Source organism: Roseateles cavernae (assembly GCF_040187885.1).
GTDB classification, from domain to species: Bacteria; Pseudomonadota; Gammaproteobacteria; order Burkholderiales; family Burkholderiaceae_C; genus Roseateles_E; species Roseateles_E cavernae.
Genome location: NZ_JBDPLH010000001.1, coordinates 485,971 through 502,342 on the forward strand (window position 1 = coordinate 485,971; position 16,372 = coordinate 502,342).

The 16,372-nt window shown below is 69.0% G+C and carries 20 protein-coding genes; 12 read left to right on the forward strand and 8 right to left on the reverse strand.

All coding sequences use genetic code 11. The features are described 5' to 3' along the window. Positions 1 to 23: 23 nt before the first annotated feature. Positions 24 to 494: an Lrp/AsnC family transcriptional regulator gene (locus tag ABGI63_RS02355; RefSeq protein ID WP_269839791.1), complete on the reverse strand. Its 471-nt coding sequence runs from the start codon at positions 492 to 494 to the stop codon at positions 24 to 26. Positions 495 to 642: 148 nt separating this feature from the next. On the opposite strand from ABGI63_RS02355, the gene kynU reads away from it, so the two are divergent. The 5 genes from kynU (at position 643) to ABGI63_RS02380 (ending at position 6,225) form a co-directional block, all read left to right on the forward strand. Further along, positions 643 to 1,914: a kynureninase gene (kynU, locus tag ABGI63_RS02360; RefSeq protein ID WP_349740854.1), complete on the forward strand. Its 1,272-nt coding sequence runs from the start codon at positions 643 to 645 to the stop codon at positions 1,912 to 1,914. Positions 1,915 to 1,984: 70 nt separating this feature from the next. Further along, positions 1,985 to 3,043 (forward strand): porin, encoded by a 1,059-nt coding sequence (locus ABGI63_RS02365; RefSeq protein ID WP_349740855.1) that lies wholly within the window; start codon positions 1,985 to 1,987, stop codon positions 3,041 to 3,043. A gap of 16 nt (positions 3,044 to 3,059) precedes the next feature. Then, the gene (locus ABGI63_RS02370) at positions 3,060 to 4,733 is read left to right on the forward strand and encodes an LVIVD repeat-containing protein (RefSeq protein WP_349740856.1); all 1,674 of its coding nucleotides are present in this window, start codon (positions 3,060 to 3,062) and stop codon (positions 4,731 to 4,733) included. Beyond that, complete coding sequence (locus ABGI63_RS02375; RefSeq protein ID WP_349740857.1) at positions 4,730 to 5,038, forward strand: c-type cytochrome; 309 nt, start codon at positions 4,730 to 4,732, stop codon at positions 5,036 to 5,038. Before ABGI63_RS02370 ends, ABGI63_RS02375 begins: the two co-directional genes overlap by 4 nt. Positions 5,039 to 5,076: 38 nt before the next feature. Continuing rightward, positions 5,077 to 6,225 carry a branched-chain amino acid ABC transporter substrate-binding protein gene (locus ABGI63_RS02380; RefSeq protein WP_349740858.1) on the forward strand — a complete coding sequence of 383 codons (1,149 nt, stop codon included), beginning with the start codon at positions 5,077 to 5,079 and terminating at the stop codon, positions 6,223 to 6,225. A gap of 37 nt (positions 6,226 to 6,262) precedes the next feature. Here the strand turns inward: ABGI63_RS02380 and ABGI63_RS02385 are convergent, their stop codons facing one another. Both ABGI63_RS02385 and ABGI63_RS02390 read right to left on the reverse strand, forming a co-directional pair. After that, positions 6,263 to 6,952 (reverse strand): phosphatase PAP2 family protein, encoded by a 690-nt coding sequence (locus tag ABGI63_RS02385; RefSeq protein WP_349740859.1) that lies wholly within the window; start codon positions 6,950 to 6,952, stop codon positions 6,263 to 6,265. Beyond that, a complete protein-coding gene (locus ABGI63_RS02390) occupies positions 6,949 to 8,625 on the reverse strand; it encodes a phosphoethanolamine transferase (protein WP_349740861.1) in 1,677 nt (558 codons plus the stop codon). Before ABGI63_RS02390 ends, ABGI63_RS02385 begins: the two co-directional genes overlap by 4 nt. 84 nt (positions 8,626 to 8,709) lie before the next feature. Here ABGI63_RS02390 and ABGI63_RS02395 point away from each other — a divergent pair, with 84 nt between their 5' ends. Further along, positions 8,710 to 9,102: a diacylglycerol kinase gene (locus ABGI63_RS02395; protein WP_262972020.1), complete on the forward strand. Its 393-nt coding sequence runs from the start codon at positions 8,710 to 8,712 to the stop codon at positions 9,100 to 9,102. 47 nt (positions 9,103 to 9,149) lie between these two features. Beyond that, entirely contained in the window at positions 9,150 to 9,536 is a 387-nt protein-coding gene (locus ABGI63_RS02400; protein ID WP_349740862.1) for a hypothetical protein, read from the forward strand. Positions 9,537 to 9,548: 12 nt separating this feature from the next. On the opposite strand, the gene ABGI63_RS02405 is transcribed toward ABGI63_RS02400, so the two are convergent. Next, positions 9,549 to 10,148 (reverse strand): PEP-CTERM sorting domain-containing protein, encoded by a 600-nt coding sequence (locus tag ABGI63_RS02405; RefSeq protein WP_349740863.1) that lies wholly within the window; start codon positions 10,146 to 10,148, stop codon positions 9,549 to 9,551. Positions 10,149 to 10,380: 232 nt separating this feature from the next. On the opposite strand from ABGI63_RS02405, the gene ABGI63_RS02410 reads away from it, so the two are divergent. Both ABGI63_RS02410 and ABGI63_RS02415 read left to right on the forward strand, forming a co-directional pair. Further along, positions 10,381 to 11,304 carry a branched-chain amino acid transaminase gene (locus ABGI63_RS02410; RefSeq protein ID WP_137945127.1) on the forward strand — a complete coding sequence of 308 codons (924 nt, stop codon included), beginning with the start codon at positions 10,381 to 10,383 and terminating at the stop codon, positions 11,302 to 11,304. Positions 11,305 to 11,323: 19 nt separating this feature from the next. Continuing rightward, entirely contained in the window at positions 11,324 to 11,533 is a 210-nt protein-coding gene (locus ABGI63_RS02415) for a zinc-finger domain-containing protein (protein WP_137945126.1), read from the forward strand. Positions 11,534 to 11,575: 42 nt separating this feature from the next. Here ABGI63_RS02415 and ABGI63_RS02420 read toward each other — a convergent pair whose 3' ends face one another. The 3 genes from ABGI63_RS02420 to ABGI63_RS02430 form a co-directional block, all read right to left on the reverse strand. Beyond that, positions 11,576 to 12,121 carry a DUF3455 domain-containing protein gene (locus tag ABGI63_RS02420; protein ID WP_349740864.1) on the reverse strand — a complete coding sequence of 182 codons (546 nt, stop codon included), beginning with the start codon at positions 12,119 to 12,121 and terminating at the stop codon, positions 11,576 to 11,578. A gap of 77 nt (positions 12,122 to 12,198) precedes the next feature. After that, positions 12,199 to 12,879, reverse strand: coding sequence for an anti-sigma factor (locus tag ABGI63_RS02425; RefSeq protein ID WP_349740865.1), 681 nt, complete (start codon positions 12,877 to 12,879; stop codon positions 12,199 to 12,201). Next, entirely contained in the window at positions 12,879 to 13,529 is a 651-nt protein-coding gene (locus ABGI63_RS02430) for a sigma-70 family RNA polymerase sigma factor (protein ID WP_349740866.1), read from the reverse strand. The genes ABGI63_RS02425 and ABGI63_RS02430 overlap by 1 nt, the downstream gene beginning before the upstream one ends. Before the next feature lie 91 nt (positions 13,530 to 13,620). Here ABGI63_RS02430 and ABGI63_RS02435 point away from each other — a divergent pair, with 91 nt between their 5' ends. The 3 genes from ABGI63_RS02435 to ABGI63_RS02445 are packed head-to-tail and all read left to right on the forward strand — an operon-like array spanning position 13,621 to position 15,603. After that, entirely contained in the window at positions 13,621 to 14,070 is a 450-nt protein-coding gene (locus ABGI63_RS02435) for a YybH family protein (protein ID WP_349740867.1), read from the forward strand. Further along, complete coding sequence (locus ABGI63_RS02440; protein WP_349740868.1) at positions 14,070 to 15,044, forward strand: YheT family hydrolase; 975 nt, start codon at positions 14,070 to 14,072, stop codon at positions 15,042 to 15,044. Before ABGI63_RS02435 ends, ABGI63_RS02440 begins: the two co-directional genes overlap by 1 nt. Positions 15,045 to 15,054: 10 nt before the next feature. After that, the gene (locus ABGI63_RS02445; protein ID WP_349740869.1) at positions 15,055 to 15,603 is read left to right on the forward strand and encodes a DUF2946 family protein; all 549 of its coding nucleotides are present in this window, start codon (positions 15,055 to 15,057) and stop codon (positions 15,601 to 15,603) included. Here ABGI63_RS02445 and ABGI63_RS02450 read toward each other — a convergent pair. After that, positions 15,588 to 16,331, reverse strand: coding sequence for a hypothetical protein (locus ABGI63_RS02450; protein WP_349740870.1), 744 nt, complete (start codon positions 16,329 to 16,331; stop codon positions 15,588 to 15,590). The genes ABGI63_RS02445 and ABGI63_RS02450 overlap by 16 nt on opposite strands. Positions 16,332 to 16,372 lie beyond the last annotated feature (41 nt).

Genomic DNA, 16,372 nt, shown 5'->3' on the forward strand with positions numbered 1-16,372 from the left:
CCCCGCCCTCCCGCCCCCGCCCCTCACGCAGGGATCGGCAGCCCGTCCAGCCCCTTGACCTCCTGCAGCGAGAAGCTGGTCCTGACCATCTTGACGCCCGGCAGCCGGCGCAGCTTGTGCTGCATCAGCGCAGAGTAGGCATCCAGGTCCTGGGCCACGACCACCAGCACGAAGTCCTCGGGGCCGGAGACGCCATGGCACATCACGACCTCGGGGATGTCGCGCACCGCGCGCTCGAAGTCCAGCGAGTGGCCCTCGTCCTGGCCCTCGATGCTGATGGTCACGAAGGCCATCACCCCATAGCCCAGCGCACGCCGGTCCAGCCGCGCGTGATAGCCGGCGATCAGGCCGGCATCTTCGAGCCGCTTGATGCGGCGCCAGCAGGGCGATTGCGAGAGCTGGGTCTGCTGCGCCAGCTCCGAGGTGGTCAGCCGGGCATTGGCCTGCAGGGCTTGCAGCAACAGTCGGTCGGTCGGGTCGATCTCTACTTGCATAAAAAAATCTCCTGAAGCCAGCTTACGGGATCAATTTGCCCCAAACAAGCATGGGTAGGGTTAGCAGGGTGATAAACAAGACACGCAGTGCATAGACTGGCCTTGTTGTATACATAAACACGAATGCAAATACAGCATTCCAGCCCATATGAACTCTGCCCTGCCCTCTGTTGCCACCCGCGCGCTGACCCGCGCCGACTGCCAGGCCCTGGACGCCCGTGATCCGCTGGCCGCCTGCCGCGCGCGCTTCGTCCTGCCCGAGGGCGTGATCTATCTGGACGGCAACTCGCTGGGCGCGATGCCGCGCGCGGTGCCGGCGCGCATGCAGCGCGCAATCGAGCAGGAATGGGCCGTGGGCCTGATCCGCTCCTGGAACGATGCCGACTGGTACCCGGCGCCGCAGCGGGTCGGCGGCCAGGTGGCGGCGCTGATCGGCGCGGCGGCCGACGAGGTCATCATGGCCGACTCGACCTCGGTCAACCTCTTCAAGGTGCTGGTTGCGGCGCTGCGCCTGCGGCCCGGCCGCAAGATCATCCTCGGCGAGAACGCCAACTTCCCGACCGACGCCTATGTGGCCGGCGGCGTGGCCGAGCTGATGGGGGCCGAGTTCCGCGCGGTCGACGCCGATGCGGTGCTGGCCGCGCTGGACCAGTACGGCCAGGACGTGGCCATCGTCTCGCTGACCCATGTCAACTACAAGAGCGGCCAGGTCTACGACATGGCAGCCATCACGCGGCGCGCCCACGAGGTCGGCGCGCTGGTGGTCTGGGATCTGTGCCACACGGCCGGCGCGATGCCTTGCGAGCTGAACACCTGCGAGGCGGACTTCGCGGTGGGCTGCGGCTACAAATACCTGAACGGCGGCCCCGGTGCGCCGGCCTTTGTGTTCGTCGCGCGGCGCCACCAGGCCGCGGTGCAGCAGCCGCTGACCGGCTGGCATGGCCATGCCAAGCCCTTTGCCTTTGGCCAGACCTATGCGCCCGGCGCCGGCATGGACCGCATGCTGGTCGGCACCGCGCCGCAGCTGGGCCTGATCTCGCTGGAGGCGGCGCTGACGGCCTTCGACGGCGTGGACCTGCAGCTGCTGCGCGCCAAGAGCCTGTCGCTGACCGAGACCTTTATCGCGCTGGTCGACCAGCAGCTGGCCGGCCAGGGCTTCGGCCTGGCGACGCCGCGCGACCCGGCCCTGCGCGGCAGCCAGGTTTCGCTGACCCATGAGCAGGGCTACGCCATCGTCCAGGCCCTGATCGCGCGCGGCGTGATCGGCGACTTCCGCGCCCCCGACATCCTGCGCTTCGGCTTTGCCGCGCTCTACCTCTGCCACGCCGATGTCTGGGACGCGGTGGCCGCGCTGCAGACCGTGATGGCCCGGCGCGAATGGGCGCTGCCCGAGCACCAGGCCAAGAAGGCAGTGACCTGAGTTTTCCGTTTCCCTCCCTCCCCGCACTCTCCCTGCGCCTCCTCTTACCTACCCCGTCCAGGAGCTTCCCATGAAGATGAAGTTGAAGAAGAGAAGTATCAAGAAGAGTGTGTGGCCGCTGGCCGCCGCGCTGGCCGCCGGCCCGGCGCTGGCCCAGGTGACGCTGTCCGGTTTCGTCGACATCAATATGGAGCACGCCAAGTCCGGCGGCAAATCCATCAAGGGTCTCAGCTCCGGCGGCCTGAACACCTCGCGCCTGCAGTTCAAGGCGCAGGAAGACCTGGGCGGCGGCCTCAAGGTCACGGCCGTGCACGAGATCACCTTGAAGGCCGACAGCGGCCAGCAGGGCTCGCCGCGCCACACCTATGCGCAGATCGGCGCCAAGGACTGGGGCGAGCTCAGCGCCGGCCGCCGCGACCTGCCCTCGGCCGAGATGTATGGCTATATCGACCCGACCTACTCGGGCGACTACAGCCCGATCAGCAACACCATGCTGTACTACGCGCCCTGGCGCGAGAGCAACGGCCTGTTCTACACGACACCGCGCATCGCCAACTTCCAGGCCCGGCTGGCCGCCACCGCCGGCCGCGAAGACGGCAGCAAGGACGCCCAGGTGCGCAGCGCCGCCCTCGACTATTTCGCCGGCGAGCTCTACCTGATGGCCGCGGTCGACCAGCAGCACCGCCGCGATCTGTCCGACGCCAAGCAGATGCGGCGCTCGCGCGACTACTACCTGGGCGGCGTCTACAGCGTCAGCAGCGCGCTGGACCTGACCTTTCTCTACCACCGCTACAACGGCTACTACGCCTACCCGCCCTATGCGGACTTCACGTCCAAGGGCCAGGACCTGCAGCTGGGCCTGCGCTACGAGTTCAACGCGCAGCAGCGCGTGTTCGCCAGCGTCGTGCGCAAGAACGACAAGCTCGACGCCGCGCTGTCCGACGCCACCAGTTGGGTGGCCGGCTATCTCTACGGCTTCTCCAAGCGCACCGACCTCTACGCCATCGTCGGCGCGGTCAAGCATGCGCGCGACTCGGACATGCGCTTCCCGGTGAGCTTCAACCACGCCAACCCGCTGTCCAACGAAAACCCGCGCGGCCTGCAGCTGGGCCTGCGCCACAAATTCTGATCGAGGAGATCCCGTCATGAAACTCAAGCTCATCGCGCTGCTGATCAGCGCCGGCCTGGCCCAGCAGGCGCTGGCCCAGACCATCGTCGCGCCCCCGGCCGGCACGCCCAAGCTGCCGGTCAAGGAGAACCCCGAGTCCGCCAAGGGCATCGCCGGGGAACCGGCAAAACCTGACCCCGCCAGCTACGGCCTGAACCCGGCCACCGGCGTCTACAAGCACCCGGCCGAGACCCCCAGCATCGGCGGCACCCATCCCTTCAAGGGCAGCCTGGACCATCTGGACCAGAGCAGCTATCTGCACAACACCAAGGTCGAGGCCCTGCACCCGGAGATGCTGGGCAGCCCGTACCACAGCTGGCAGACCACGGTGGACATGAACGGCCGCCGCTATATGGTCATCCACGAGAAGTCCTTCTACAAGGTCTTCGACATCACCGACCCGCGCAAGGCCCAGCTGGTCGCACAGAAGAAATGGGGCTGGGGCAGCAGCGAGCACCCGTTCGGCCCGCTGACCATCCAGTTCAACGAGAAGCTCGGCAAGCATGTGGCCGTGCAGTGCTACGAAGTGACGCGCTTCGGCATCCTCGAGAACAAGTACAAGGCCGAGCAGCAGGACAAGATAGACACCATCCGCAAGCAGCCCATCCTGCGCGGCTTCCGCGTCTTCGAGCTGGACGGCCCCGACCCGGCCCAGTGGAAGAAGCTCTCCGAGCTGCCGCTGGACGCCGGCAGCAGCGCCGACAAGTTCCCTCAGCAGGGCTCGGGCTGCGGCGACATCCCCGTCTACTGGGGCGGCAAATATCTGTTCGTCTCGGGGGCGCCGGACGACAGCTTCTCGAACCAGGAATACGCCAACTTCCTCTACAACCAGGCCCAGATGGCGTTTGATCTGAGCGACCCGCGCGCACCGAAGCGCCTGTCGACCTGGTGGGTGCCGGGCTCGCGCGTCGGCGAGGAAGAGGAATACAAGAAGAACCCGCGCGTCGGCAAGAAGACCGCCTGGATGGGCGCGCGCATGCCGCTGTTCATCCCCAAGGATCCCGAGAAGGGCGGCAAGTACGGCTATGCGGCGATGGGCGGCATGGGCTTCCATGTGATCGACGTCTCCAACCCGGCCAAGCTGACCCGCGTCGGCAAGCTCGACATGCCGGTCAGCCAGGCCGGCACCGAGGGCGACAACATCGACGTCAGCAAGGTCGAGAAGAGCGGCGTCGTCTACTACAGCGGCTACCCGCTCAACGAAGACTGCTACGAGCCCTACAAGGACATCTACGCGATCGACGTCAAGAACCCGGCCAGCCCCAAGGTGATCGCCACCCTGCCACGACCCACACCGCCGAAGGGCGCGACCTTCACCGACTACTGCCAGCGCCGCGGCAGCTTCGGCCCCAAGCGCACGGGCTACTGGCACCAGCCGGGCACGCCCAGCGACCAATACCTGGTCTACGCCTTCTACAACGCCGGCGCCCAGATCTTTGACGTCAGCAACCCCGCCGCGCCCAAGATCGCCGGCTACTTCGTGCCGCCGACGGTGGACCCGAAGATGAACCAGCACTTCGGCGACCAGACCCATGGCGTCTTCATCGAATGGGACCGCAAGCTGATCTGGGTCTTCACCAACCATGGCGGCTACGCGATCTCCAGCCCGCTGCTGGGCGCGCCGGTCTTCGACCTGCCGGCAAAGAAATGATGGCCCGGCGGTCCTGCCTGCTCGCGCTGGCCCTGCCGGCCGCGGCTGCCGCGATGGAGCCGCCGGCCTGGGCCGACAGCTGCGTGCTGTGCCACACGTTGACCGAGCCGCTGGCGGGACCGCCTTTTCTGCGCATTGCCGAGCGCTACCGGGGCCAGCCCGGCGCGCTGGCCCATCTAAAGCAAAGCATTCTCGAAGGCAGCAGCGGCATCTGGGGCACCGCGCGCATGCCGGCCAACACGCAGCTCAGCCCGGCCCAGGCCGAGCAGGCGGCGCGCTGGCTTCTTTCCCTGCCCACCCCCTGAGCCTGCAGCGGCTTACTCTCAACCGGAGCACAACCACCATGCAAACCCAACGTCCTCATCACACCATCGCCGCCGCCGTGCTGGCACTCTGCTGCGGCACCGTGCTGGCCCAGGAGCAGGTCGTCAAGATCGGCCATGTCGGGCCGACCAGCGGCCCCATCGCCCATCTGGGCAAGGACAACGAGCTGGGCGCCCGCCTGGCGATCCAGGAACTCAATGCCAAGGGCGTCGTGATCGGCGGCAAGAAGGTGCGGCTGGAGCTGATGGGCGAGGACGATGCCGGCGATCCCAAGCAGGGCACCCAGGCCGCGCAGAAGCTGGCCGACGCCAAGGTCAACGGCGTGGTCGGCCATCTGAACTCGGGCACCACGATTCCGGCGTCCAAGGTCTATGCCGATGCCGGCATTCCGCAGATCAGCCCCTCGTCCACCAACCCCAAGTTCACCCGCAACGGCTACAAGACCGCCTTCCGCGTCGTTGCCGACGATGTGCACCTGGGCGGCACCCTGGGCCGCTATGCGGTCAAGGAGCTGAAGGGCCAGTCCATCGCCATCATCGACGACCGCACCGCCTACGGCCAGGGCGTGGCCGATGAGTTCGAGAAGGGTGCCAAGGCCAGCGGCGGCAAGATCGTCGGCCGCGAATTCACCAATGACAAGGCCACCGACTTCAGCGCCATCCTGACCACCCTGAAGTCCAAGAAGCCCGATGTGGTGTTCTTCGGCGGCATGGACGCGGTGGCCGGCCCGATGCTGCGCCAGATGAAGGCCCTGGGCCTGAACATCAAGCTGATCGGCGGCGACGGCATCTGCACCGCCGAGCTGCCCAAGCTGGCGGCCGGCACCATGGCCGACGGCCAGGTCTTCTGCGCCGAGGCCGGCGGCGTCGACGCGACGCAGAAAAAGGCGATGGAGGACTTCCGCGCCCGCTTCAAGGCCTATTCCAAGCTGGAGGTGCAGGTCTATGCGCCCTATTCCTACGACGCGGTGGGCGTGCTGGTCGCGGCCATGGTCAAGGCCGGCTCGGCCGAGCCGGCCAAGTACCTGCCGGTGCTGGCCAAGACCGAGGGCTACCCCGGCGTGACCGGCAGCATCGGCTTCGACAGCAAGGGCGACATCAAGAACGGCGCACTGACCCTCTACACCTACAAGGCCGGCGCACGCGAGGCGCTGGCCGTGGTGCGTTGATCGACAGGCAGTTGTGAAGCCCCCGGGCCCCGGGCCGTCAGCGCATGGGGAGAGCGTGCGATGGCGGCTCGGTGCCCGGGTTCTTCCTGGCCGGCGCCCAGCGCGCGGCCAGCACCGACAGGGTCCAGCAAAGCCAGGCCGACCAGGCGCTGTGGCTGGCGAAATGCGCGCCGCGCGCCAGCTGGGCCCAGCCAAAGGCCGTGCCCAGCAGCAGGGTGGCCGCCAGGTAGCGGCGCGCGCGCCGCCGGTCATGGTCGCGCCATTGGAAATAGAGCCCGAAGAAGGCAAAACCCGACACCGCATGGCCCGAGGGGAAACAGTGGCCCGGGCCGCCATCGGTCACGCCCAACAGCCAATGCGGCACATAGGCGACGCTGCCGCCGAACTCGGCCAGGCTCCAGGGGCAGCTGCTGGCGCTCTGGCTCTTCAGCGCCGGCACCAGCAGCGCACAAGCCAGCATCACCGCCAGCCAGTAGCCGCGCTCGGCCCGCCCCGGCCCATCGGCCGGCGGGTGCACGACTTGCCAGGCCAGCAGGGCCAGCCCGACCAGGCCCAGCAGCCGGCCGCCCTCGTGCAGCAGATCGCGGGTCAGCCAGGCGTCGCGCCAGGCAAAGCCGGCCGGACCGCCGTAGAGCCGGCTCAGGCCCAGGTCCCAGCCCAGCAGCTCCCACAGCAGCAAGGCCGCCAGCGCGAGCCCGGTGAGCCGGGCATCGGCGCCGCGCCTCATGATCGGCAGCCCCGGCTCAGATCCCAGGCCGGCTCGTGCACGCGGCTGCGCACATCGAGCAGGCCCAGCACGGTGTGGAACAGATGGTCATGGCTCACCGGGCGCTGGGCCTGGGGCTGCAGGGCGCGGCGCAGGCAGTCGTCCGCCAGACCGGCGCCGGCGGCGAAACCCGGGCTGGCCCAGGCCACCATGGGCACACGGGTCTGCACCGTCGGCGCGATCGCATAGGGCAGGCCGTGCAGGAACAGGCCGTGCTCGCCCAGCGACTCGCCATGGTCGGAGACATAGATCAGCAGCGAATCGACCTTGTCGGCCTGGGCCTTCAGCTGCGCTATCGCGCGGGCCAGCAGATGGTCGGTGTAGAGCAGCGCGTTGTCATAGGCGTTGACGATCTGCTGCGCTGTGCACTGCTGCAGATCATCGCTGCGGCATTCGGGCTGGAAGCGGGCGAACTCGCGCGGGTAGCGGCGGTGGTAGGCCGGGCCGTGATTGCCCAGCATATGCAGCACCCACAGCTGGGTGCCCTGTGCGGCCCGCAGGCGCTGGTCCAGGTCATGCACCAGACCTTCATCCAGGCAGCGGCCCTCGGCGCACAGGCCCGGCGCGTTCTGCGCATCGACCTGCTCGCTGGGCAGGTCGGCGCAGACGCCCTTGCAGCCGCTCTGGTTGTCGCGCCACTGCACGGCCACGCCGGCACGGGCCGCCACATGCAGCAGCGAGTCCTGGCCGCGGATGCGGGCCTCGTCATAGTCGCGCCGCCCCACCGCCGAGAACATGCAGGGCACAGACACCTCGGTATTGCTGCCGCAGGTCACCACCGGCCCCAGATTGGCCACGCCCAGCCGGGCCAGCTCCGGCGTGGTCTGGCGCGCATAGCCCGACAGCCCCCAGTTCGCATCGCGTGCGGTCTCGCCCACCACCAGCACCAGCACCAGGGGCTTGCGGCGCTGCGCCCAGGAGGAGCCCGGTGCCGCGTCCAGGCCCACCGGCTGGCGCGGGTGGGCGGCGCCACGCGCCTCGCCGATCGCCACCGCCGCGCCGGACCACAGGTAGTTGGCCGGCGTGATCAGGTAGCGCAGCTCCTTGTTATTGCGCATCAGCGACGAGAAGGGCTGGTAGATCGAGAACAGGCTGGCCAGCGCCGTCAGCAGCGCAAAGCCCAGCAGCGCCAGCCGGCGCCCGGCCGCACGCAGCCAGCTGGGCTCGGGTCGCAGCCGCAGCCGGCTCAGCACCAGCAGGGGCAGGCCGGCGTAGAGCAGCAGATGCAGCAGCAGGGCCGGGCTCAGCAGCTCGCGGGCCTCGGCCGCATCGCTGCGCCACACATTGCGCAGCATCGACGGGTCGAGGAAGACGCCGTAGGCCTGCATGAAATAGCTCGCGAACGCCGTCCCCAGCGTCAGCAGCACCAGCAGCGGCTTGAGCGTCCAGCGCGTGGCCAGCAGGCCCAGCAGCAGCAGATGCAGCGAAAACACCAGCAGCAGCAGCGCCAGCGCGAAGCCCCAGCTGGCCGGCTCGGCCGCGCTGCGCCCCTGCAGGGCCGCACTCAGGAACAGACGGTTGGCGCTCAGGGTCCAGAACAGGGCGGCCAGCACCAGCCAGGTGTTGGCACCGAGCGACAGGCTCGCCAGGCGGTAACGGCGCCACAGGGAAACAGGGAGGGACAGACTTTGCATCGCCCGCATTGCAACCGGCGCCGATGAAGCTGAGCTTAAGCAAGCCGGCCTATGCTGCGGCCATCCCCAGCCCGACACCGCCTCATGAGCCCACCCGACGACAAGACCCCGACCAGCGCCTTCAAGAGCCGCTCCGGCCTCGCCCGCCTGTGGCGGGCCACCGGTTATTCCTGGGCCGGGCTGCGCGCCGCATGGCGGCACGAGGCGGCGTTCCGTCAGGAGCTGGCCGTCGGCCTGCCGCTGATCGCGCTGGCCTGGTGGCTGGCACCGGACCGCTGGCAAGCCCTGCTGCTGACGGCGGCCATCGTCCAGGTCTGGCTGGTGGAGCTGCTGAACTCGGCCATCGAGGCCCTGGCCGATGCGGTGACGGTGGAGCGCCATCCGCTGCTGGGCCGGGCCAAGGACCTGGGCAGCGCGGCCGTGATGCTGAGCCTGCTGCTGGCCGTGGGCGTCTGGCTGGCCGTGTTCTGGCCCTGAGCGAGCCGCCTCAGCGTGCAAGCGCTCAGGCGTTAGGATGCCGCCCCATGAATCAGAAACTGGGTTTGGCCCTGGCGCTGGCGGCGCTGCTGGCGGGTGGCGTGTTCTTCGGCTGGCAGGGCGTGATCTTCGCGCTCACCGGCGTGGTGTTCTGGCTGCTGATGCAGTTCAGCCGGCTGATGCGGGTGATGCGCATGGCCAAGGATGCGCCGATCGGCCATGTCGACAGCGCGGTGATGCTCAATGCCAAGCTGAAGGTCGGCATGCGCCTGCTGGAGGTGCTGCCGCTGGCCCGCAGCCTGGGCCGCAAGACCGCCAGCGAACCGGAAACCTTTGTCTGGACCGATCCGGGCGAGGTCTCGGTCGAGGTGGTGCTGGAGCAGGGCCGCGTGACGCGCTGGACCCTGCAACGGCCCGAGACGGGCCAGGACTGAACCCGGGCGGGCTCAGCGGCCGGCGCGGCGCCGGGCGATGAAGCCGATCGCACCGAGGCCGGCCAGCATCAGCGCATAGCTCTCGGGCTCGGGCACCGGCGCGGCCAGCGCATTGCCCAGATAGACGGCATGCGACAGGCCACCGGTCTGCTTGCTGACCACGCCCAGCACATTGAAATCGATCGTGCCGATGCCGGCCGTGCCGCCGTCGAACAGATAGAAGCTGTAGCGGTTGGCCTGCTTCAGGCCGATCACGAACAGGCCGGTGGCCTTGGCGCCGCCGTCGAAGCTGAGCGTGAAGTCGTCGCCGAGATCGGTGAACAGGCCGTGGCCGGTCGCATCGCTCTTGCTGTATGTCAGACCGCTGCCGTAGCTGAAGCCCTTGTCGCCAAACTCGGTGTTCAGCACCGCGATCTGGCCCTGGGTCAGTGCGCCGCCCAGATTGCCGCTGAAGGAACCGGCGCAGTCGATGAAGGCCGTCACCGAGGCGCCGCCGCCGGCCGTGCAGGCCGGGCTGCCCAGTTCGGGCTGCGAGCTCGAGGGCTTGGCGGCCCAGGCGTTATGGGCGAGTGCGAGGCAGCTCAGGGCGGCAATGGCGATGGTTTTTTGCATGAAGGGGAACCGGTCACAGGGGAATGGACGCACTGTATCGGTCGCTACGGGCGCCGCCGCCGGCAAGCCCCCCGCAGCCACGGGGGTCGGCCACAGTGGCGGCCGCATGCCCGTGGCGCGGGTGTGAGATGCGTCACGCCGCGCACCGGCCAACGGGCCACGGTGCCGGGCGGCGCCGGCTTGCATAGAATCTCGCTCTCACCCATTTCTCTCAGCACAACAGGAGTTCCCCATGTCCATGGAAGACCGCGACGGCAAGATCTGGATGGATGGCCAGCTGGTCGACTGGCGCGACGCCAAGATCCATGTGCTGAGCCACACCCTGCACTATGGCTGCGGCGCCTTCGAGGGCGTGCGCGCCTACAAGACCGACAAGGGCACGGCCATCTTCCGCCTGCGCGAGCACACCGAGCGCCTGTTCAATAGCGCCAAGATCCTGCGCATGAAGATCCCCTTCAGCATCGAGCAGGTCGAGGAAGCGCAGAAGCAGGTGGTGCGCGAGAACAAGCTGGAGAGCTGCTATCTGCGCCCGCTGACCTGGATAGGCTCGGAGAAGCTGGGCGTCAGCCCCAAGGGCAACAAGATCCACCTGATGGTCGCCGCCTGGGCCTGGGGCGCCTATCTGGGCGAGGAAGGCCTGAAGCGCGGCATCCGCGTCAAGACCAGCAGCTACACCCGCCACCACGTCAACATCACGATGACACAGGCCAAGGCGGTGAGCAACTACACCAACTCCATCCTGGCCAATATGGAGGCCACCGAGGACGGCTATGACGAGGCCTTGCTGCTGGACGCCTCGGGCTTTGTCTCCGAGGGCGCGGGCGAAAACCTGTTCGTGATCAAGAACGGCGTGGTCTACACACCCGATCTGTCGGCCGGCGCGCTCAACGGCATCACCCGCAACACCATCTTCGCGATCTGCCAGGACCTGGGCCTGAAGCTGGTCGAGAAGCGCATCACGCGCGACGAGGTCTATATCTGCGACGAGGCCTTCTTCACCGGCACCGCCGCCGAGGTGACGCCGATCCGCGAGCTGGACCGCATCGAGCTCGGTGCCGGCAGCCGTGGCCCGATCACCGAGAAGATCCAGACGGCCTTCTTCGACATCGTCAACGGCCGCAATCCCAAGTACGCCGAGTGGCTGAGCCTGGTCTGATCAGACTGAGAAAAAGAACATGAGCGACACCAACAAATCCATCATCGAAGTCACCGCCCAGGACGTGCAAGGCCCCGGCGTCGTCGCCTGCCCCAACCCCAAGATGGCGCTGTGGAGCAACCACCCCAAGGTCTTCATCGACGTCACCCACGAGGGCGGCGGCAAGTGCCCCTACTGCGGCACGGTCTACAAGCTCAAGGCTGGCGAAGTGCTGCACGGCGCCCACTGAGCCAGCGCCAGGCGGGGGCGCGATGCCCCCACCGGTTCGGGCTTACATGCTGTAGAACACGTAGTCGGCCTGATAGGCCACCTGGCGGCGCTCGCCCTTGTTGGCCATGCCACAGGCCACCGCCGGCGCCACGCCGCCCTGTGTCTTCAGGCGCTGGATGTGGCTGACGCCCTGCATCGCGCCCATGCCGTTTGCCGCCGGGGTGGCGGGGTCGGCCTTGACCAGTTGCAGCGGGATGCTGCCCGGCGTGCCCGGTGCCACGGCCAGCTGCTTGCCGGTAACCTTGGAGCCATCGTTGGCCTCCCAGGTCGGGCCGCCGTAATACTTGCCGACCACCGCGCCGGCCGCGTTCTTCAGCGTGGCCACCGGGGCAACGAAGACCCATTCGTACTGGCCGGCCGCCTTTTCGCGGCACTCATAGCTGATCTCGCCGGCACCGACGGTCCACATCGTCTGCTTGCTGCCGGCCGGCGCGCGCACCGCCTCGGGCAGCGCGGCGTTGTCGACCATGCTCGTCATCATCGGCGTGGAGGCGCAGGCGCCCAGCAGGGCGACCGGCAGCAGCAGCATCAGGGACGTCTTTTTCATCGCGAACTCCTCGAAGGGTTGGGGGCTTGGAGTCCCCTCTTACGCAGCCCTGCGAGGATCGGATGCAAGGGAAAAAACTAAATGTGGCCGGCCGAGACGATAGGTCCGGTCGGCGCCCCGGTCGGCGAGCCGCCGGTGGGCTCCAGGCTGACGGCGAAGGCCGCCGTGTCCTGCAGCAGACGGGCGCGCAGCACGGTCGTCGCCGCCGCCGTCGAAACCAGGCCCAGTGAGCGTGGCGCGCCCTTGCCCGGCACGGCCCACAGCTCCAGTGCCCGGCCTTGTTCCACCGTCAGCTCGCCCAGCGGCTTCAGCACCAGGGCGCCGCCGTCGGCGCTGACGCTGGCGACAAAGCCGGCCTTGGCGAAGCCGGCGCCCTCGGGCGTCGCGTTCAGCACGATCACCAGCGGCGGCTGCACCGGCTGCGGCTGGGCCAGCAGCAGGGCCAGGGCCAGGGCACCGGTGCCGGCCACGCCGGCAAAGCCCTGCCACAGGCCCAGGCGCTGCCACCAGCTCGGCGGGCGCGCGGGCGCGCCGAACAGGCGGCGCTGCACCGCGGCCCAGACCTGGGGCGGCGGCGTCACCGGCGCCACCGGCGCGGCCAGTGGCTGCAGGCGCTGCTGCCAGGCCTGCACGGCATCCTGCAAGGCCGGGTGGGCCGGCAGCAGGCGCTCGAAGCGCCGCCGTGCGCCACCGCGCAGCACACCCAGTGCATATTCGGCGGCCAGTTTCTCGGCCAGATCGGGGCGGCTGTAGTCCATCAGAGCGCTCCCTTGCTGGCGCCGACCAGGCCGGCCGCGCGGTCCAGGCAGTTGCGCAGGCTTTGCAGGCCACGCCGCACCCAGCTCTTGACCGTGCCCAGCGGCTGGCTCATCTGCTGGGCCACCTCGGCGTGGGACAGGCCCTGGTAATAGGCCAGCGCCAGGCTGGAGCGCTGCTCGCCGCTCAAGGCCTGCATGCAGCGCTGCAGCTCATGGGCCTGGCTGGCGGCGTCGAGCAGGTCCAGCGGGCCGGCCTCGGCGCTGGGCATGGCCTCCAGCAGATCGCGTTCGCCACCGTCATCGCTGCCATCGTCCAGGCCCTGGAATCGGCTGACCGTGGCCGGCTCGGCGGCGCGCCGGCGCAGGCTGTCGATCGCGCGGTTGCGGGCCAGGCTGGTCAGCCAGGTCAGCGGCTGGGCCAGCCGGGCGTCAAAGCCGCCGGCGGCGCGCCAGATATTGACGAACACCTCCTGCAGCACCTCCTCGGCCTGGGCCCGGTCATGGTTGATGCGCAGCACCACGCCGAACAGCTGGGCACTGGTCGCCCGGTACAGGGCCTCGAAGGCCTGGCGGTCGCCCAGGGCGGTGCGGGCGAGCAGCTGGGCCAGTTCCTGGCTGCGCTCGCTCCATGCGGGGTTGGGTGTGCTCATGCCCCATTCTTACGTGCCGGCTTTGCATTTGGATGCATGGACTACCCTTTGACATGCCAGCGCCGCCCCCTCTTCTTACAATCGGCCCATCATGATGCGACCCAAAGCCCAGACCGCCGCCCTGCTCGCTGCGCCGGAAGACACCGAGCAACAGTTCTACGAGGCGCTGCAGAGTGCCGATCTGGAGCGGCTGATGGAGGTCTGGGCCGATGAGGAAGAGGTCTCCTGCGTGCACCCCGGCGGCCCGCGCGTTGTCGGCCTGGGCGCGATCCGCGCGGCCTTCGAGTCGGTGTTCAGCCAGGGCGCGATCTCGGTCCATCCCGAGCGGGTGCGGCGCCTGCACACCGGCGACACCGCCATCCACCAGGTGCTGGAGAGAGTCCAGGTGCAGGGTCCCGAGGGCCAGCAAAGCGCCTGGGTGATCGCCACCAATGTCTATCTGAAGACCGCGATGGGCTGGCGCATGGTGGTGCACCATGCCAGCCCCGGCACCGCGCACGATATCCAGGAAGTGGTCGAGGAACCGGCCACCCTGCATTGATGGCGCTCGCCTACCGGGCGCCGCCCTGGCTGCCCGGCGGCCATGCGCAAACCATCTGGCCGGCACTGTTCTCGCGCCGCTTCGAGGGCGCGGCGCCGCAGTTCCGGCGCGAGCGCTGGAACACGCCGGACGGCGACTTCGTCGATGTCGATTTCCTCGCTGCCCCGCCTAGCCCCGGCCAGCCGCTGCTGGTGCTGTTCCACGGCCTGGAAGGCAGCTCGCAGAGCCAGTATGTGCAGGCCTTCGCGGCCATCGCCCGCGCGCGCGGCTGGGCCTTCGCGCTGCCGCATTTCCGCGGCTGCTCGGGCGAGCTGAACCTGGCGCCGCGCGCCTATCACTCGGGCGACTTCGAGGAGATCGGCTGGATGCTGGCCCGGCTCAAGGCCGGCCACCCCGGGCCGCTGGTCGCGGCCGGCGTCTCGCTGGGCGGCAATGCCTTGCTGCGCTGGGCCGAGGAGATGGGCCAGAGCGCGGCGGCCACCGCGTGCGCGGTCTGCTCGATCTGCTCGCCGGTGGACCTGGCGGCCTCCGGCCACGCGATCGGCCGCGGCTTCAACCGTCTGGTCTATACCCGCATGTTCCTGCGCACCATGGTGCCCAAGGCCTTGCGCAAGCTGCAGCAGCACCCCGGCCTGTTCGACGGCGAGCGGCTGCGCCAGGCGCGCGATCTCTACGAGTTCGACAATCTGTTCACCGCGCCGCTGCACGGCTTTCGCGACACCGAGGACTACTGGTCGCGCGCCTCGGCCAAGCCGCATCTGCGCCAGATCCGCATCCCGGCTCTGGTGCTGAACACGCTCAACGACCCTTTCGTGCCGGCCGCCTGCCTGCCCGGCCCGGGCGACACCGGCCCCCAGGTGACCCTGTGGCAGCCGGCCCAGGGCGGCCATGTCGGCTTCCCGGCCGGCGCACCGCCGGGCCATGTGCTGGCGATGCCGGGCCAGGTCTGCGACTGGCTGGCGCAGGCGCTTTAGACTGCCGTCCATGGACCCCATCGTCGAAGCCGCGCTGAAGAAATGGCCCAACGTCCCGCATTGCTACGGCTGGCTGGCGCTGGACGCGCGCGGCGACTGGTATATGCGCGACGAGCGCATCCAGGCGGCCGGGCCCTTCCCGCAGCTCAAGGGCAGCCGCGTCAACCATGAGAAGCTGCGCGAGTTCATCGAGCGCAATTACGCCGCCGATGCGCAGGGCGCCTGGTACTTCCAGAACGGGCCGCAGCGCGTCTATGTCGAGCTGGAGGCCACGCCCTGGATCTGGCGGCTGACAAAAGGCCCGACGGGTGCGCCGCAGATCCACAGCCACACCGGGCTGCCAGCCCACCAGGTGGACGCCGTCTGGCTCGATGAGCAGGACCGGCTGCTGCTGAGCACCGAGCTGGGCCTGGGCCTGGTGCACAGCCTGGACATGGAGCTGGCCGCCGACGCCGTCGAAGCCGGGCTGTGGCGGCCCGAGCCCGGCAAGCATGCCGAGCTGCTGCGCCGTCATGGCGTGGTCGACCGGCCGGTCGCCGCCGCTCAGTCAGGTCGATAGGGCGGCAGCTCGCGCAGCCGTGCGATCTCGGCCCACCAGCGCTCGGCCTGTTCGCGCTGCGCCGGCAGCAGCCCCGGGGCCAGCGCGGCGTAATAGTCCACCGCCAGAAAGGGCTGGGGCAGCAGGGTCAGGTCTTGCAGATCCGCCACGCGCATCGCGTGGCGCAGGTCTTCCTCGATGCCGACCACCAGGTCGACCCGGCCGGCCAGCAGCTTGCCCAGCAGCTGGCGCGTGTTGAGGGCGGCGCTGTCGACCTTGAAGCCCTGGCTCTGCAAGGCCTCGGTGGCCGAGCGCATCGTCGCGCGCGCACCGACGGTCAGCGCGGCGGGCTCGGCCCCATGCATCTGGCGGCCATCCCAGACCAGCTCACGACCGGCGCGCTTGACCCACATCAGGCGCAGATGCGCCAACCTGCGTGTGCGGTCAACGGCGCCATTGCGCATCGGGAAGCCCAGCTCGGCCATGTTCTGCGCTGTCGGCGCGGCCAGCGTGGCTTCGACTTGAGCGCTGTCCAGCATCAAGCGGCAGCGTAGCGGCGGCAGCCGCAACAGTTCGACCCGTAGGCCAGCCGCCTCCCCGGCATCGATCAGCAGACGCTCGGCCACGCCCAGGCGGCGCGGATTGTTGTGCAGATAGGGCGGCACGACGAGGTCGGTGACGCAGACCCGCCAGTCCGCCGGCTGTGCGGCCAGCGGCAGCGCCTGCCATGCCAGCAGGACGGCCAACATCCATCCCTGATGCTTCTTCACGCCCGCCAGCATAGCCGCGC

Coding starts and splice junctions, on each gene's coding strand:
- ABGI63_RS02450 (WP_349740870.1), bottom strand. CDS start 16,331: ATGTTGGCCGTCCTGCTGGCATGGCAGGCGCTGCCGCTGGCCGCACAG.
- ABGI63_RS02400 (WP_349740862.1), top strand. CDS start 9,150: ATGAATCAGAAACTGGGTTTGGCCCTGGCGCTGGCGGCGCTGCTGGCG.
- ABGI63_RS02425 (WP_349740865.1), bottom strand. CDS start 12,879: ATGGACTACAGCCGCCCCGATCTGGCCGAGAAACTGGCCGCCGAATAT.
- ABGI63_RS02435 (WP_349740867.1), top strand. CDS start 13,621: ATGATGCGACCCAAAGCCCAGACCGCCGCCCTGCTCGCTGCGCCGGAA.
- ABGI63_RS02370 (WP_349740856.1), top strand. CDS start 3,060: ATGAAACTCAAGCTCATCGCGCTGCTGATCAGCGCCGGCCTGGCCCAG.
- ABGI63_RS02385 (WP_349740859.1), bottom strand. CDS start 6,952: ATGAGGCGCGGCGCCGATGCCCGGCTCACCGGGCTCGCGCTGGCGGCC.
- ABGI63_RS02430 (WP_349740866.1), bottom strand. CDS start 13,529: ATGAGCACACCCAACCCCGCATGGAGCGAGCGCAGCCAGGAACTGGCC.
- kynU (WP_349740854.1), top strand. CDS start 643: ATGAACTCTGCCCTGCCCTCTGTTGCCACCCGCGCGCTGACCCGCGCC.
- ABGI63_RS02410 (WP_137945127.1), top strand. CDS start 10,381: ATGTCCATGGAAGACCGCGACGGCAAGATCTGGATGGATGGCCAGCTG.
- ABGI63_RS02440 (WP_349740868.1), top strand. CDS start 14,070: ATGGCGCTCGCCTACCGGGCGCCGCCCTGGCTGCCCGGCGGCCATGCG.
- ABGI63_RS02445 (WP_349740869.1), top strand. CDS start 15,055: ATGGACCCCATCGTCGAAGCCGCGCTGAAGAAATGGCCCAACGTCCCG.
- ABGI63_RS02415 (WP_137945126.1), top strand. CDS start 11,324: ATGAGCGACACCAACAAATCCATCATCGAAGTCACCGCCCAGGACGTG.
- ABGI63_RS02405 (WP_349740863.1), bottom strand. CDS start 10,148: ATGCAAAAAACCATCGCCATTGCCGCCCTGAGCTGCCTCGCACTCGCC.
- ABGI63_RS02380 (WP_349740858.1), top strand. CDS start 5,077: ATGCAAACCCAACGTCCTCATCACACCATCGCCGCCGCCGTGCTGGCA.
- ABGI63_RS02390 (WP_349740861.1), bottom strand. CDS start 8,625: ATGCAAAGTCTGTCCCTCCCTGTTTCCCTGTGGCGCCGTTACCGCCTG.
- ABGI63_RS02420 (WP_349740864.1), bottom strand. CDS start 12,121: ATGAAAAAGACGTCCCTGATGCTGCTGCTGCCGGTCGCCCTGCTGGGC.
- ABGI63_RS02395 (WP_262972020.1), top strand. CDS start 8,710: ATGAGCCCACCCGACGACAAGACCCCGACCAGCGCCTTCAAGAGCCGC.
- ABGI63_RS02365 (WP_349740855.1), top strand. CDS start 1,985: ATGAAGATGAAGTTGAAGAAGAGAAGTATCAAGAAGAGTGTGTGGCCG.
- ABGI63_RS02375 (WP_349740857.1), top strand. CDS start 4,730: ATGATGGCCCGGCGGTCCTGCCTGCTCGCGCTGGCCCTGCCGGCCGCG.
- ABGI63_RS02355 (WP_269839791.1), bottom strand. CDS start 494: ATGCAAGTAGAGATCGACCCGACCGACCGACTGTTGCTGCAAGCCCTG.